The sequence below is a fragment of the Bacillus sp. CECT 9360 genome (assembly GCF_918741275.1).
Taxonomy (GTDB): domain Bacteria; phylum Bacillota; class Bacilli; order Bacillales; family DSM-1321; genus Peribacillus.
Genome location: NZ_CAKKNA010000013.1, coordinates 52,339 through 67,119, shown reverse-complemented (window position 1 = coordinate 67,119; position 14,781 = coordinate 52,339). Strand labels below are relative to the sequence as shown.

The 14,781-nt window shown below is 44.6% G+C and carries 12 protein-coding genes; 1 reads left to right on the top strand and 11 read right to left on the bottom strand.

Annotated elements, in window-relative coordinates; all coding sequences use genetic code 11:
* Positions 1-4: 4 nt before the first annotated feature.
* The 11 genes from rlmN to LQ216_RS15815 form a co-directional block, all read right to left on the bottom strand.
* A complete protein-coding gene (gene rlmN / locus LQ216_RS15865; protein WP_230130443.1) occupies positions 5-1,096 on the bottom strand; it encodes a 23S rRNA (adenine(2503)-C(2))-methyltransferase RlmN in 1,092 nt (363 codons plus the stop codon).
* Positions 1,096-2,445, bottom strand: a complete 1,350-nt coding sequence (rsmB, locus tag LQ216_RS15860) for a 16S rRNA (cytosine(967)-C(5))-methyltransferase RsmB (RefSeq protein ID WP_230130442.1) — start codon at positions 2,443-2,445, stop codon at positions 1,096-1,098. Before rsmB ends, rlmN begins: the two co-directional genes overlap by 1 nt.
* The gene (gene fmt / locus LQ216_RS15855; RefSeq protein WP_230130441.1) at positions 2,442-3,395 is read right to left on the bottom strand and encodes a methionyl-tRNA formyltransferase; all 954 of its coding nucleotides are present in this window, start codon (positions 3,393-3,395) and stop codon (positions 2,442-2,444) included. The genes rsmB and fmt overlap by 4 nt, the downstream gene beginning before the upstream one ends.
* The gene (gene def, locus LQ216_RS15850; RefSeq protein WP_230130440.1) at positions 3,392-3,877 is read right to left on the bottom strand and encodes a peptide deformylase; all 486 of its coding nucleotides are present in this window, start codon (positions 3,875-3,877) and stop codon (positions 3,392-3,394) included. Before def ends, fmt begins: the two co-directional genes overlap by 4 nt.
* Before the next feature lie 392 nt (positions 3,878-4,269).
* A complete protein-coding gene (priA, locus tag LQ216_RS15845) occupies positions 4,270-6,681 on the bottom strand; it encodes a primosomal protein N' (RefSeq protein WP_230130439.1) in 2,412 nt (803 codons plus the stop codon).
* Positions 6,682-6,688: 7 nt separating this feature from the next.
* The gene (gene coaBC / locus LQ216_RS15840) at positions 6,689-7,894 is read right to left on the bottom strand and encodes a bifunctional phosphopantothenoylcysteine decarboxylase/phosphopantothenate--cysteine ligase CoaBC (RefSeq protein ID WP_230130438.1); all 1,206 of its coding nucleotides are present in this window, start codon (positions 7,892-7,894) and stop codon (positions 6,689-6,691) included.
* Positions 7,895-8,095: 201 nt separating this feature from the next.
* Positions 8,096-8,302, bottom strand: coding sequence for a DNA-directed RNA polymerase subunit omega (rpoZ, locus tag LQ216_RS15835; protein ID WP_230130437.1), 207 nt, complete (start codon positions 8,300-8,302; stop codon positions 8,096-8,098).
* A gap of 1 nt (position 8,303) precedes the next feature.
* On the bottom strand, positions 8,304-8,918 hold the full coding sequence (gene gmk, locus LQ216_RS15830) for a guanylate kinase (protein WP_230130436.1): 615 nt from the start codon (positions 8,916-8,918) through the stop codon (positions 8,304-8,306).
* A 9-nt stretch (positions 8,919-8,927) separates the two neighbouring features.
* Positions 8,928-9,191 (bottom strand): extracellular matrix/biofilm regulator RemA, encoded by a 264-nt coding sequence (gene remA, locus LQ216_RS15825; RefSeq protein ID WP_230130435.1) that lies wholly within the window; start codon positions 9,189-9,191, stop codon positions 8,928-8,930.
* Positions 9,192-9,245: 54 nt separating this feature from the next.
* Positions 9,246-10,121 (bottom strand): YicC/YloC family endoribonuclease, encoded by an 876-nt coding sequence (locus LQ216_RS15820; protein ID WP_230130434.1) that lies wholly within the window; start codon positions 10,119-10,121, stop codon positions 9,246-9,248.
* Positions 10,122-10,215: 94 nt separating this feature from the next.
* Positions 10,216-12,894, bottom strand: a complete 2,679-nt coding sequence (locus tag LQ216_RS15815) for a calcium-translocating P-type ATPase, SERCA-type (protein ID WP_230130433.1) — start codon at positions 12,892-12,894, stop codon at positions 10,216-10,218.
* Positions 12,895-13,046: 152 nt separating this feature from the next.
* Here LQ216_RS15815 and LQ216_RS15810 point away from each other — a divergent pair, with 152 nt between their 5' ends.
* Entirely contained in the window at positions 13,047-14,774 is a 1,728-nt protein-coding gene (locus tag LQ216_RS15810; RefSeq protein ID WP_230130432.1) for an NFACT RNA binding domain-containing protein, read from the top strand.
* The last annotated feature ends 7 nt before the right edge of the window (positions 14,775-14,781 follow it).

The following is a 14,781-nucleotide window of genomic DNA, read 5'->3' as shown; positions in this document are numbered from 1 at the left end:
AGGCTCACCTCGTTTCTTCCTTACGCTCCTTAGCACGCAGCTGGCCACAGGCTGCATCAATATCATGTCCCTGCTCTCTTCGAATGGTCACGTTAATCCCACGCTTTTTGAGGGTTTTCTCAAATTCAAAGATTTGTTCACGAGGTGTTCTAACATAATTCCGTTCAGGAACATAGTTAACCGGGATTAAGTTTACATGACATTTGATATCCTTTATCAGGTCAGCAAGCTGTTCAGCGTGCTCCTCCTGGTCATTTTCGCCGCCGAATAAACCGTATTCAAAGCTTACGCGTCTCCCGGTTTTATCCGTGTAGTATTTTACGGCTTCGATTAAATCCGGCAACTTGTAAGCCCTGTTGATCGGCATTAACTTGCTTCGGAGTTCGCTGTTAGGTGCATGAAGCGATACAGCAAAATTAATCTGCAGACTTTCATCAGCAAATTTATAAATTTTCGGAATGATCCCGCTCGTGGAAACGGTAATATGTCGGGCGCCGATATTCAGCCCTTTTTCATGATTGATATTTTTCAGGAATGACATCATTTCATCATAATTATCAAAAGGCTCACCGATACCCATAATGACCACCGAGCTAACTCGCTCGTCCGTTTCATCAAGCGCCTGTTGTACGTTTACGACCTGGGCAACGATTTCTCCTGCTTCTAAATTACGTTTTAATCCGCCTAAGGTAGATGCACAGAACGTACAGCCAATCCGGCATCCCACCTGGGTGGTGACGCAAACTGAATTTCCGTATTCATGACGCATTAACACCGTTTCGATGGAAGAACCATCATGAAGCTCAAACAAAAATTTCATCGTACCATCTTTAGATGTTTGCTGGATAAGCGTTTTCAGGGTCGTTATCGTAAAGCCGCTTTCAAGCTTATCTCGCAGTGATTTTGATAGATTTGACATATCTTCGAAACTTTTTACCCGTTTTTTATATAGCCATTCAAAAATCTGGTTTGCCCTAAACGCTTTTTCTCCGTTCACTGTCAGCCATTCCTGCAGCTCATGAAGTTCAAGGGAATAAATCGATGGCTTTTGTTGCGTCGTTTCTTTCTTTTCTTTTGTTGTAATTATCTTTGCCATTATTGCACCTTCTTTCTAAAGCTGGCGATGAAAAATCCATCACTGCCAAAATATTGCGGGAACACTTGGATTGAGTTGCCTACTATAAACGGTCTAACTGCTTCAGGCATTCTGTCTATTAACGTAAGATCTGCTTCAAAATCTGCATGATTCTCTAAAAATGCTGCAGCAACGAGGTCATTTTCTTCTTTATCGACCGTGCAAGTGCTGTAAATCAACCGGTCTCCCTGTTTCAAAAGTGGAGCTGCAGCGTTTAAGAGCTGCTCTTGAATACTTGAAAGCCTCGATATATCTTCCTCTGACTTCGTATACTTCACATCCGGTTTTCTTCTCATGACTCCGAGTCCCGAGCACGGGGCATCGACGAGAATCCGATTAAAGCCTTCTTTATGAAAAAGTTCATGTGCTTTTCTGCTGTCGGATACATATGTTTTAATATTCCGTAATCCAAGACGTGTTGCCTGTTCCTTGATGAGCTTTACTTTATGCTCATGAAGGTCAAGGGCGGTTACCTGCCCCGTCGTTAACCCTTCGGCAATATGGGTTGTTTTGCCGCCTGGCGCCGCGCAACAGTCTAACACCATATCATTCCCGCTCGCACCCAGTGCATGAGCAACAAGCATGGAACTTTCATCCTGAATCGTTAAGTAACCTAGTTGATAGCTCTCGGAGTGAGCTAAATTCCCTCTAAAGCAATGAATCGCTTCAGGTACAATCTTGCTAATCTCCACATGATAGCCTTCTTCTGTTAAAGCACTAATCAGTTCATCGCGGGAAATCTTTTTAAGATTCACTCGGGCCGTTTGCGGAGGGGCCGTAAGATTGATTTCACACATTTCCTTTGTTTTATCATAACCAAATTGCTCTAGCCATCTTTCAACCAGCCACTTGGGGTGGCTGGTTTCAATTGACAAGCGCTCCACCTCATTCCGAATGGAGTCAAACGATGGAAGACCTTGCCGTTGAATACTTCTCAATACGCCATTTACCATAGATGAGATTCCTTTATGACCTCGTTTTTTGGCTATCTCAACAGCTTCAAAAATAATCGCATGATCCGGTACTTTATCTAAATAAATCATTTGATAAAGAGATAGACGAAGAAGATTGATTACCCAGGAAAGAGTTTTTTTCTGATTCTTAATGAAGGGTTGCAAATAATAATCCAAGGTTATTTTTCTTTGAATCGTACCATAAGTAACTTCCGTCAGCAATCCGCTATCGACGCTCTTTAACTGATACTTTTGGAGCTTCGAATTTAACAGCAGGTTGCTGTATGACTGGTTTCTTTCGATCGACTCAAGAATATCGAGCGCTATTTCGCGAACGTTCTTTTTCATTTCTGTCATTCCTTATGATCTCCTAACTTCATCCCCGGCTGAATGAACGAGCCAGCCCCGTGCAAATAGTCCTTCGCCTTCATTTTTTTCTTACCGGATGGCTGCAGCTCAGTAATCAGAATCGAGATCTCATTGCCTGTCGCGACAAGAAGTCCATCTCCTGTGACATCCAGAATTTCACCCGGCTCGCCTGTCTTATCATGTTTGTGTTTTCTCGCTGTCCAGACTTTGATGATGTCTTCGTTCAAGGTTGTATAAGAAACTGGCCATGGGTGTAACCCGCGGATATGATTATAAATGTCTTCCCCGTTTTGTTGCCAGTTGAGTTTCTCCTGTTCACGCTTAATATTCGGTGCAAACGACGCTTCCTCTTCATTTTGCTTGATCGGTGTGAGCCCACCCTTTAACAGCTTAGGAATTGTTTCCGATAACAAATCCGCACCGATTGCGCTCAGCTTGTCATGCAGCGTTCCAACATTGTCATCTTCTTCAATAGCTACCTCTGCTCGCGTCAATATGTCGCCAGCATCCAGTTTTTCAACCATATACATAATTGTGATGCCTGTCTTCTCTTTCCCTTGCAGAATCGAATAATGGATAGGGGCACCGCCGCGGAGCTCCGGCAATAGGGAGGCATGGACATTAATGCAGCCGAATTTTGGTGCCGCGAGCAACTCATTCGGAAGTATTTGTCCAAAAGCAGCCGTGACAATCAAATCTGCCTGTAAAGCGATGATTTTATCCATCTCTTCTTTTATTTTTATTTTCTCTGGCTGATAGACTGGAATTCCGTGTTTTAGAGCCTCGGCCTTAACAGGCGGCGGGGTCAACACTTTTTTTCTTCCTACCGGCCTGTCAGGCTGTGTGACGACACCGATCACTTCATAGCCGTCACTGATGATACGCTGCAGAACGGGTACTGAAAAATCCGGTGTGCCCATAAAGACTATTTTCGTCATTCGTCCCCATACCTTTCCATTTCTTCTTCTGTATAGTACTTTAACACTTTGGTGGTAAATAAAACCCCGTTCAAATGGTCGATCTCATGCTGGATGGCTCTTGCAAGAAATTCCTCTGCTTCAAGTTCGTACGTTTTTCCTCTGCGGTCCTGCGCACGAATTTTCACGTTGTACGGTCTGGTGACTTCTCCGTAAACACCTGGAAAACTGAGACATCCTTCCGGGTCCGTCTGTTCTCCGGATGCCGCCAGAACCTCGGGATTGATCATCTCAATAAGACCCTCATCCTCGCCTAGATCGACAATCGCGATTTGTTTTTTCACTCCAACTTGTGGCGCGGCAAGACCGACCCCATCTGCCTTAAGCATTGTTTCATGCATGTTATTTAACAGCTTAGCCAAATTTTTATCAAAACTTGTTACTTTTGCACATTTTTGTTCCAAAATTTTATCCGGAAACAAAACGATAGGTAAAATAGCCAAAAATGAATCCTCCTATTAGAAAAGCGAAAGCGCCCTGGAAAGTATGGAAGAACGACTAAGACCGCCACATCGTTTATGTCTTCGTCGTTCTGACCCACATCCTGTGGGCCTCCGACAGGCATAAGACGAACCGCGAGGAGGCAGTTCTCCGTCACTACAGTGGTTTGGCAATAGCGGATCCTCGACTAAAACCTGCCACATCGTGTGGCAAACGCCGAGGTCAACCCATCCTGGGCAAGTCCGAGAGGCTGGGCGCTGTAGCTAGACACCTGTCAAAATTAAAAAAGTTAAACTTTCTTTCACTATTAGAAAAGTTAAGACATGTTACATGCCTTAACCAGAAAGCACTTTATTATTTAGAACATATTATATACCACAATCCAAAATAGCTGTTACATCATGATTTGCGGATTCAAATCGATGGTAATTTGCAGCTGATTTTGGGCCGTCTCTTGCTGATAGTTCTCAAGAATGGTCCTCAACAGCTTTTTCAATTGCGGTTCTCGTTTGTATTTTATCAAACATTGATATCGATATCTATTTTTGATACGGCTGATCGGGGACGCAACCGGTCCTAATACGATCGCTTCCTGGCTTAAACCGGAACTTATATATTTCGTGATTTTTTCAGTGATCGCGACTGTCTTCATTAAATCTTCATGAGAAACATTAATAAGGGCGACATAGTAATAGGGCGGATAATGACTTTGCCTTCTCATGTACATTTCCCGCTCGTAAAAAACATCAAAGTCTTGGTTACCCGCAAGCTCGATACTATAGTGCTCGGGAGAATACGTTTGGATTACCACTTCCCCCTCTAGCTCGTGGCGTCCGGCCCGCCCACTGACCTGGGTCAGAAGCTGGAACGTTTTCTCCGATGACCGGAAATCGGGAAGATGGAGCATCGTATCCGCTGAAAGTACGCCAACAAGGGTGATGTTTGGAAAATCCAGCCCCTTGGCAATCATTTGCGTACCAAGGAGAATATCGGCCCGGCCTTCCTGAAAGTCGTTCAGCAGACGTTCATGCGAACCTTTCTTGCTTGTCGTGTCAACATCCATTCGGATGACCCTTGCTTCAGGAAGAATCTTGCCTAGCTCTTCCTCGACCTTTTGTGTCCCGGTTCCGAAAAAACGGATATGGTCGCTTCCGCAATCCGGGCACGTTTGCGGCATGCCTTCTTCATGGCCGCAATAATGGCACTTCAAGGTGTTATTGTAGCGATGGTACGTTAGCGAGATATCACAATTCGGACAATTGACCACGAGGCCGCAGCTCCGGCACATGACAAATGAGGAATGACCGCGCTTGTTTAATAACAGAACAATTTGTTCTTTTTTAGTTATCCGGTCCTTGAGCTTAGCAAACAAACTTTCTGAAAACATGGAACGGTTGCCTCCGCGCAGTTCCTCCCGCATATCTACAATTTCAACCTGGGGAAGCTCATTGTTGTTCATTCGTTTGCTCAAGGTCAAAAGGTGATACACGTTTTTCTTTGCTCTTGCAAAAGAATCCAACGCAGGAGTGGCACTCCCAAGGATGACGGCGCAGTTATGGTGCTTCGCCCGCTCAATCGCTACATCACGTGCATGATAACGCGGTGTTTCCTCCTGTTTATAGCTGGATTCGTGCTCTTCATCAATAATGATGAGCCCGATATTTTCAAAAGGTGCGAAAATCGCCGATCTGGCCCCAACGACCACCTTTACTTCCTTCCGGTGGATTTTACGCCATTCATCATATTTTTCCCCAATCGACAAACCACTGTGCATAACAGCCACCTGATCGCCGAATCTTTCTTTAAAACGTTTGACGGTTTGCGGCGTTAAAGAGATTTCCGGAACGAGCATGATCGCTTCCTCGCCTTTTTTAATGACCGTGTCAATCGCCTGTAAATAGATTTCCGTTTTCCCGCTCCCGGTCACACCGTATAAGAGAAAAACCTCATGACTATTTTCTTCTATAGATTGATTGATCGGCATCAAGGCCGCTGCCTGCTCATCGGTCAGCTTGAATGGCTCGGTTTTTTCAAATACCCTGTTTTCGTATGGATCACGATAGATCTCTACGTCTTTTTCAGCCAGTATCTGTTTTTCAACAAGAGACTTAATCGTTCCGTTCGACGCATTCACAGCTTCAAGCAAGTCGCGAAGCTGGATTTCACTCGGATTCTCGATGAAAAATTGGAGCACCTCGTTCTGTTTTTTAGCTTTGGGAGAAAGGGTCGACGCGTATTGGGCCAGATCTTCTCTATTCATGAGTGGTTCCACGAACCGAACCGTTTTTTTATTCAATTTGTCTTTCACATAATATAAAACTTCAAGATTTCCTTTTTGAACCTGCTTTTGGAAAAGCGCTGCATGTTCAAACTGAAGGACATCTTTCCAGGAAATGATTTCTTTGGCCCCGAAAGCAGCAAGAACTTTTTCATCTACTAATTCCTGCTTGCCCGCGCTTATCCGGAGCACTTTTTCGTATTTTGCCTTCAACGCAGCCGGAAGCATGGATTGCAGCGCAGAGATCTTGAAACACATGGTTTCAGTCGTCAGCCATTCGCCAAGCTGCAGGAGCTCATGATTCAGGACAGGCTCCAAATCGAGGATCTCTTTAATTTCGCGGAGTTTTGTCAGCTCTGATTCGTTTTTGAGTTCCGTGACAAAGCCTTGTACCATTCTTGGACCAAACGGGACAATCACTCTCATTCCCGGCTGGACAACATTTTTCCATTTAGGCGGAACTTGATAATCGAATTCCCTATCCGTTTGTTTCGCGGGGACATCTACAATTACAGAGGCAATATTCATAAATCCATCATTCCTTTTTCAGCATCCGGCTTACTTCAATTAGAATATTTTTTGCCACTTCAGCCTTGCTCATTTTCGGCAGTTCCACTTTACTGCCATCTCGCTTATACATCGTAACGATATTTGTGTCTGTTCCAAATCCAGCCCCGTCAGATGCGATGTTATTGGCTACGATCATATCAGCATTCTTCTTTTGAAGCTTATCCGTGGCATATTGCTCCACTTTCTCCGTTTCCGCGGCAAAGCCAACAACGACTTGATTGTCTTTCTTAGCACCAAGCTCTTTCAAAATATCCACAGTCCGTTGCAGGGTGATGCTGCTGTCACCAGGCTGCTTTTTTATTTTTTGTTCCTGGTAAACTTTTGGCTTATAATCCGCTACTGCCGCTGTTTTAATGATGGCATCGGCACCGGTGAAATGTTTCATCACTTCTATATACATTTCAGCTGCGGATTCCACATGGATTACGTCCACATTCGCTGGTGGTGAAAGCGAAACCGGACCGGAAATCAATTTGACCCGCGCGCCCATTTTTTGAGCCTGTTCCGCGATTGCATATCCCATCTTCCCCGTTGACCGGTTCATAATAAAACGGACGGGATCAATATTCTCTCTTGTAGGTCCTGCTGTAACAATGATATTTTGGCCTTTTAACGGCTGTTCTGTTTGAGCATTGAAAAATAACGTCAAGTGTTCCACAATCGTTTCGGGTTCCTCTAATCTGCCTTTTCCAACATACCCACAGGCAAGATAGCCTTCTGAGGGTTCAATCAATTGATACCCAAACTTCTTTAGCGTATTCAAGTTCTTCTCGACGGCAGGATGACCGTACATATTCACATTCATGGCCGGCGCAACCCATACAGGCGCACTTGTCGCAAGCAATGTGGTCGTGATCATGTCGTCTGCAATCCCGTTTGCCAGCTTTCCGATTACGTTTGCGGTCGCAGGCGCCACCAAGACGAGATCTGCCCAGTCAGCCAGATCTATATGAGCAATGACTGAAGAGTCTTTCTCATCAAATGTATCTGTATAGACATCGTGTCTGGAAAGCGCTTGAAAGGTAAGCGGAGTGACAAATTTCCCGGCGGAATCGCTCATGATCACCTTTACCTTCGCGCCTGCCTGGGTAAGTTTGCTCGTTAACGCGGCCGCTTTGTATACGGCGATGCCGCCTGTTACGCAGAGTAGAATCTTTTTATCTGTTAGCATGCTGTTTCCCCCAACTTAAGCATTCTTTGTCTTTATTATGAAGGATTATGACATTTTTTTCACCTTTTTGAGTTAGACGAGCTGTAAACCTTCTAATTTAATTTGACAATACAAAAGGGCCGGAACCCCCTCACATGATTTCAACAAATTTCCAATTGCTGAAATATATGTATTAGAAGGCGTCCGGCCCAGATGTCTCGTTTATTTTTCCTCGTATTCGTTTTGATAGGTCAGTTTCCCCGAGTGAATTTCCTCGAGTGCTTTGCCAACCTGTTTAAACGATACCGGGTTTTCAATTTTCGTATCATCCTTTTGCTGCATTTGGCGTGCGCGTTTTGCGGCAACGGATACAAGCGAATATTTTGAATCAATCTTTTCTAATAGTGCATCAATAGAAGGGTACAACATATTATTCAGCCTCCAGCATTTTTTTATATCGGATTGATACTCTCTCTCTTCGGCAGTGCTCTGCGATAACGATTGCGTTTATCTTTTGGCAAGCCGCCTCTATCCGATCATTTTCCACTACATAATCGTATAAGTCCATTAATTCGATTTCTTCCTTGGCGGTCTGCATCCTTCTTTGGATGACTTCTTCTGTTTCGGTGCCGCGTGTGACGATTCGGTTTTGCAGTTCAGAAAGACTCGGTGGCGCCAAGAAAATAAACAGACCTTCCGGAAATTTTTCACGGACCTGCCTTGCGCCTTGTACTTCGATTTCAAGAAAAACATCTTTGCCAGCCACAAGTGTTTCCCTTACATAGTCAACCGGTGTCCCGTAGAAATTGCCAACGAACTCGGCATATTCCAGCAGCTTATCCTGTTCAATTAATTCCTCAAATTCCTCGCGGGTTTTGAAGAAGTAATCGATGCCATCGACTTCTCCCTCCCGCGGTTTTCTCGTCGTCATTGAAATCGAATATTCAAAAGCTGTGTCGGGTTGGGAAAAGATTTCTTTTCTGACCGTTCCTTTGCCGACGCCGGACGGGCCGGATAATACGATTAGCAGACCTTTTTCTCTCATAAACTTCCTTTACCCCTCTTCCCCACTGTCATCCCGGTCATGCAGCCGGGCCGCAACGGTTTCCGGCTGAACAGCAGAAAGAATCACATGGTCACTGTCAGTAATGATGACAGCTCTCGTTCTTCTTCCATAGGTAGCATCCACTAAGGAGCCGCGATCACGTGCGTCCTGGATGATTCTTTTTATTGGAGCCGATTCCGGACTCACAATCGATACAATCCGATTAGCGGAAACGATATTCCCGAAACCGATATTAATGAGCTTGATAGACATTTTTGTCCCCCGATCATATTCTATTCTCGCCTCGATATAAGTATCATAAACAAGCTACTCGATATTTTGAACCTGTTCTTTTATTTTTTCAAGTAAACTCTTCATTTCAACGACTTCTTTCGTAATCGTTGAATCATTTGCTTTGGAACCGATCGTATTGACTTCCCTGTTCATTTCCTGTACGAGAAAGTCCAGCTTCCGGCCAATCGGCTCTATCATTTCAAGCGTTTCTAAAAATTGGATGTGATGACTTTCAAGGCGTGTTAGTTCCTCATTTATATCGGCTTTATCGGCAAAAATTGCAACCTCTGTTAAAAGTCTGCTTTCATCCAGCATTCCTGATGTAACTTCTGCCAATTTTGTTTTCAGCCTTTCTTTATAGGCTTCAGCGACAGCGGGAGCATAATTTTTTAGCCCGCCGACGATAAAAGAAATCTTTTCGAGCTGTTTCAGCAGGTCAATCTTCAGCTCAGCACCTTCTTGCAACCTCATAGCTTTGACATTGCTCAAGGCAGCTTGAGTGGCCGTGCGCAAAATCGTGTCCAGTTCCTCATTCTCAGCTTGTATTTCCTCCACTGAAAAAACATCGTTGATGTGCAGCAAATCCTGCAAGGAAGGAGATGAGCTTAAAGAATATTTATCTTTCACATCACTCATGATGGCAAAATATTGATCAGCGAGCGACCAATCGAGCTTAAGCCGTTTTGTCAAAAGGCCTTCGCCTTCAATCGCAATGAATATTTCAACCCGGCCTCTTCTTATGTATTCATTTGCTTGTCTTTTGACTTTATCTTCTAAAATGAAGAGCTGGCGCGGCATCCGAATATGATATTCGCAAAAACGATGGTTAACAGTTTTTATTTCGACGGTCACCTTTATATTGGTATTCTCCGCCATCCCAATCCCGTAGCCTGTCATACTTACAACCACGGCAACACTTCCTATCCAACGTTAAATGTTTTTCGTTTTATAAAGTAAAAAGGTAATAGAGAAGTCTCTACTACCTTTAGAATTATATCATAAACTATTTTGATTTACTTACCAAAAATGATCCCGCCAGTAAAAAAGTTGGAATCGACGCCATGCCTATAACGAGCAGCCAGTCTCTTGGCTCGATCGGTAAGGTATGGAAGATTGCTTGCAGCGGTGGATAGTATAGGACCGGTAGCATCAACAATAAAGAAGAAATAACCGCCCAAACGAGATATTTATTTCCGAAAGGATTTCGGGAGAATATGGACCGTTCGCTGCGACAATCAAAAACGTGGATCAGCTGCGCCAAGACGAGAGTCGTAAATGCGATTGTTTGCGCATATGCAAGGTTATCCGGATCATTCTTATAAACAACCATAAAAGCAATCAACGTCGAGATTCCGATTAAAAATCCCCGTGAAATGACTTTCCAGCCTAGTCCTCTGGCAAATACACCTTCCTTTGGACTGCGTGGGGCCCTTTTCATTACGTCTCCTTCCGGCTTATCGAGACCAAGGGCCATAGCCGGCAAACCATCCGTCACAAGATTCACCCATAATATTTGAATGGGGACAAGCGGCAGCGGCAGGGCCAAAATCATCGCAAAAAACATGACGAGGATTTCACCGACATTGGATGCCAGCAAATATCTGATGAACTTCCGGATGTTTTCATATATGTTACGTCCTTCTTTAATCGCCGATTTAATGGTTGCGAAATTATCATCAAGCAGGATAAGTGATGAAGCTTCTTTGGCAACATCGGTACCGGCAATCCCCATCGAGATCCCGATATCGGCTGATTTGATTGCCGGGGCGTCGTTTACCCCGTCACCCGTCATTGCCACGACATGTCCTTTGTTTTGGAAAGCTTTAACAATCTTCAGTTTATGTTCAGGCGAGACGCGAGCAAAAACGGAAACGTTCTCGACGACGTCTTCCAGCTCGGCCACCGACATGTCCGACAAAGCTTTTCCATCTAATACTTTATCTTTTCCTCTTAAAATTCCCAGTTGTTTCGCGATCGCTTTGGCCGTGGAAACATGATCCCCGGTGATCATGACCGTTTTGATTCCGGCTTCCCTGCACTCTTTAACTGCACGGGCTACTTCCGGACGAGGAGGATCAATCATGCCGTGGAGCCCCATGAACGTCAATTCTTTTTCTGCTTCGGCTTCATCCAACAATACCGTATTGGGACTGATCGGTTTATACCCAACCGCGATGGTACGCAGTGCTTGCGCTGCTAGGCCATCGATGGCAGCCTGCACGGAATTCTTCATGTCGCGGTTTAGTTGTTGAAGTTTTTCATCCCATAAAATAGAACCGCATTGAGATATGAGCACATCCGGTGCTCCTTTTGTCACCACAAATTGCTTCCCGTTCTCATCTTTCACGACGACACTCATCATCTTCCGGGTCGAGTCGAACGGAAACTCTTTGACAATCGTAAATTTCTGCTTCAGCTTATCGCGCGTTAATCCAGCTTTCATGGCTGCGACCAACAGCGCTCCCTCAGTCGGATCACCATCCAGGACATATTGGTCGTCTTTTGTCAGAAGCCCGGCTTTATTGCAAAGAAGGCCAAAAGTCAAAAGCTGGTGGAGTGCTTTCTCCTGTTTCGGATTTACTTCAACGGTTTCATCCATAAAGATCCCGTTTGGTTCATAGCCTGTGCCGCTTACATTCCACTCTTTTCCTCCGCTCCAAAGATGGGTAACCGTCATTTTATTCTGAGTCATTGTCCCGGTTTTATCTGAACATATGACGGAAGCACATCCCAACGTTTCAACCGCGGGAAGCTTGCGGACGATGGACTTTTGCTTAATCATCCGCTGTACGCCGAGAGACAGTGCGACAGTAACGATCGCGGGAAGCCCCTCAGGAATTGCTGCTACCGCAAGCGAAACACCCGCTAAAAACATCGTATACAAATCGTTGCCTTGGATAACCCCGATAATGACGACAAGCAGAGTTAAGAATAACGCTGTGATGATCAGGATTTTCCCAAGCTGTTCCAGTCGCCTTTGCAGCGGGGTGTCCATCGTTGCCGCTGATTGCAGCAGATCGGCGATCTTGCCCATCGCGGTATCCATCCCTGTGTCCGTAACAACGCCAATACCGCTTCCCCTTGTCACCATTGTCCCCATAAACGCCATATTTTCCTGGTCGCCTATGCTGTCGATATCATTCTTTAACGGAGAGGAATACTTGACCGATGGAACGGATTCGCCTGTCAGTGCCGATTCTTCTATTTCAAGGCTCACCGCCTCAATAATTCTCATATCTGCACCTATCCGGTCACCGCTTGAGAATTTCAGGACGTCACCTGCCACGACTTCCCTTGACGGAATTTTCGACCATTCCCCATCCCTTAATGCATATACTTGCGGCGCAGACATTTCTTTTAAAGCATCAAGCGACTTTTCCGCCTTTCTTTCCTGGAAAAAACCTAAAAATCCATTTATTAAGATGATGGCGATGATCGCAATGGCATCGATATACTCCCCGAGCAGCCCCGAAATTAACGTAGCTGCGAGCAAAACGAGCACCATGAAGTCCTTGAATTGAGCAAAAAATAACAGGAGGGCTGATTGTTTTTCACCTTCTTGAAGTTCATTAAACCCTTGTTTTTGCTGCCTTCTCCTAGCCTCATTCCCTTCCAACCCTTTTTCAATGTTGGTTTGAAGGGCTGCTTCAACATCTTGTGTATCCATTTCACGGAACTTCATTAAGTATCACACATCCTCCACACATAGTATTAAACCGGCATAATTCTTCTCTCCTTCCATGCTTATTCAGTCTCGTCCAAAAAAATGCTATACTTTATTGTGAACTCTAATCCACAGCAAATAATGATCTCAACGAAAAGGAAGTTATATAGATGTCTTTTGACGGTTTATTTACAAAAGCAATGACAGAGGAATTATCCGGTCTGCTTAAGGGCGGACGCATCAATAAAATTCATCAGCCATATAAAAATGAAGCGATACTTGTCATCCGTTCAGGCGGTAAAAATCATAAATTGTTGCTGTCTGCACATCCAAGCTATGCCAGGGTCCAAATTTCACAGGAGAGCTATGACAACCCCAAGGAACCACCGATGTTTTGTATGATGATGCGCAAGCATTTGGAAGGGTATGTAATAGAAGACATTTATCAATCCGGGCTCGATCGAATGATTATTTTTGAAGTAAAAGGGAGGAACGAACTCGGAGACGTTTCCCAGAAGCAGTTAATTGTTGAAATCATGGGCAGGCACAGCAATATCATTTTAGTTGATAAAGAGAAGCATATGATTTTAGACAGCATTAAGCATGTTTCCTATGCTGTCAATAGCTACCGGGCTGTGCTGCCCGGCCAGGATTACAAAGCTCCTCCTGCCCAGGAGAAAGTAAATCCATTCACAGCTAAAGAAGAGGAAATATTGCAAAGGCTTGATTTCAATGCCGGAAAGCTCGACAAGCAGATTGTCGATCATTTTTCCGGTGTCTCTCCTCTATTTGCAAAGGAAGTCATCCACCGAGCCGGGCTTGCCAACCGCTCAACTTTGCCTGAGACATTTTTGAAGCTTATTGACAGGCTCGCAAAAAAAGATTACAGCCCCACCCTTATTGCCGATGGCAACAAAGAAGCTTTTTATATGATTCCATTGGAGCATCTGCAGGGAGAAAGCCGCCCTTTTGCTACATTAAGTGAAATGCTTGACCGCTTCTATTTTGGAAAAGCACAGCGGGACCGGGTGAAGCAGCAGGGAAATGATCTGGAACGATTTATTTCAAATGAGATCGAGAAAAACGAAAAGAAGGTCAAAAAGCTCGAGAGAACACTGAAGGAAAGTGAACGGAGTGAGCAATATCAATTATTCGGGGAGCTGTTGACGGCTAACCTTTACCAAGCCAAAAAAGGGATGAAGGACATTGAAGTAAGCAATTACTATGAAGAAGATGGCAGAATCGTCATCATTCCGCTTAATCCGCAGAAAACACCTTCGGAAAATGCCCAGAAATACTTTACACGTTATCAAAAAGCGAAAAACGCAATCGGGATTGTCCAACAACAAATCAAACTTGCCAATGAAGAAGTGGCTTATTTCGATACCCTTCTGCAGCAGCTCCATTCCGCTTCCCCGAAGGATATCGAGGAAATCCGCGAAGAGCTTCAGGAGGAAGGCTATCTAAAGAAAAAGCAGCGGAAAGGCATGAAAAAACCCGCTCATGCCAAACCGCAGCTTGATAGCTATGTATCATCCGATGGCGATGTAATTTTCGTTGGAAAAAACAATAAACAAAATGATTATTTAACTAATAAATTTGCGAGAAGAGACGAAATATGGCTGCATACGAAGGATATTCCTGGCTCGCATGTGGTAATTCGCAATGAAAACCCAAGCGAGCAAACGATAAAGGAAGCCGGGGTGCTCGCGGCCTATTTCAGCAAAGCGAAAGATTCCAGCTCCGTGCCAGTAGATTTCACAAAAGTGCGGCATGTAAAAAAACCAAGCGGCGCAAAACCGGGATTTGTGATCTATGATAACCAGCAAACGATCTTCGTTACGCCGGATGCTGATCAGGTGATCGGGATGAAGGAAGCAGTTGCATCAAAAAGCTAAAACAGAG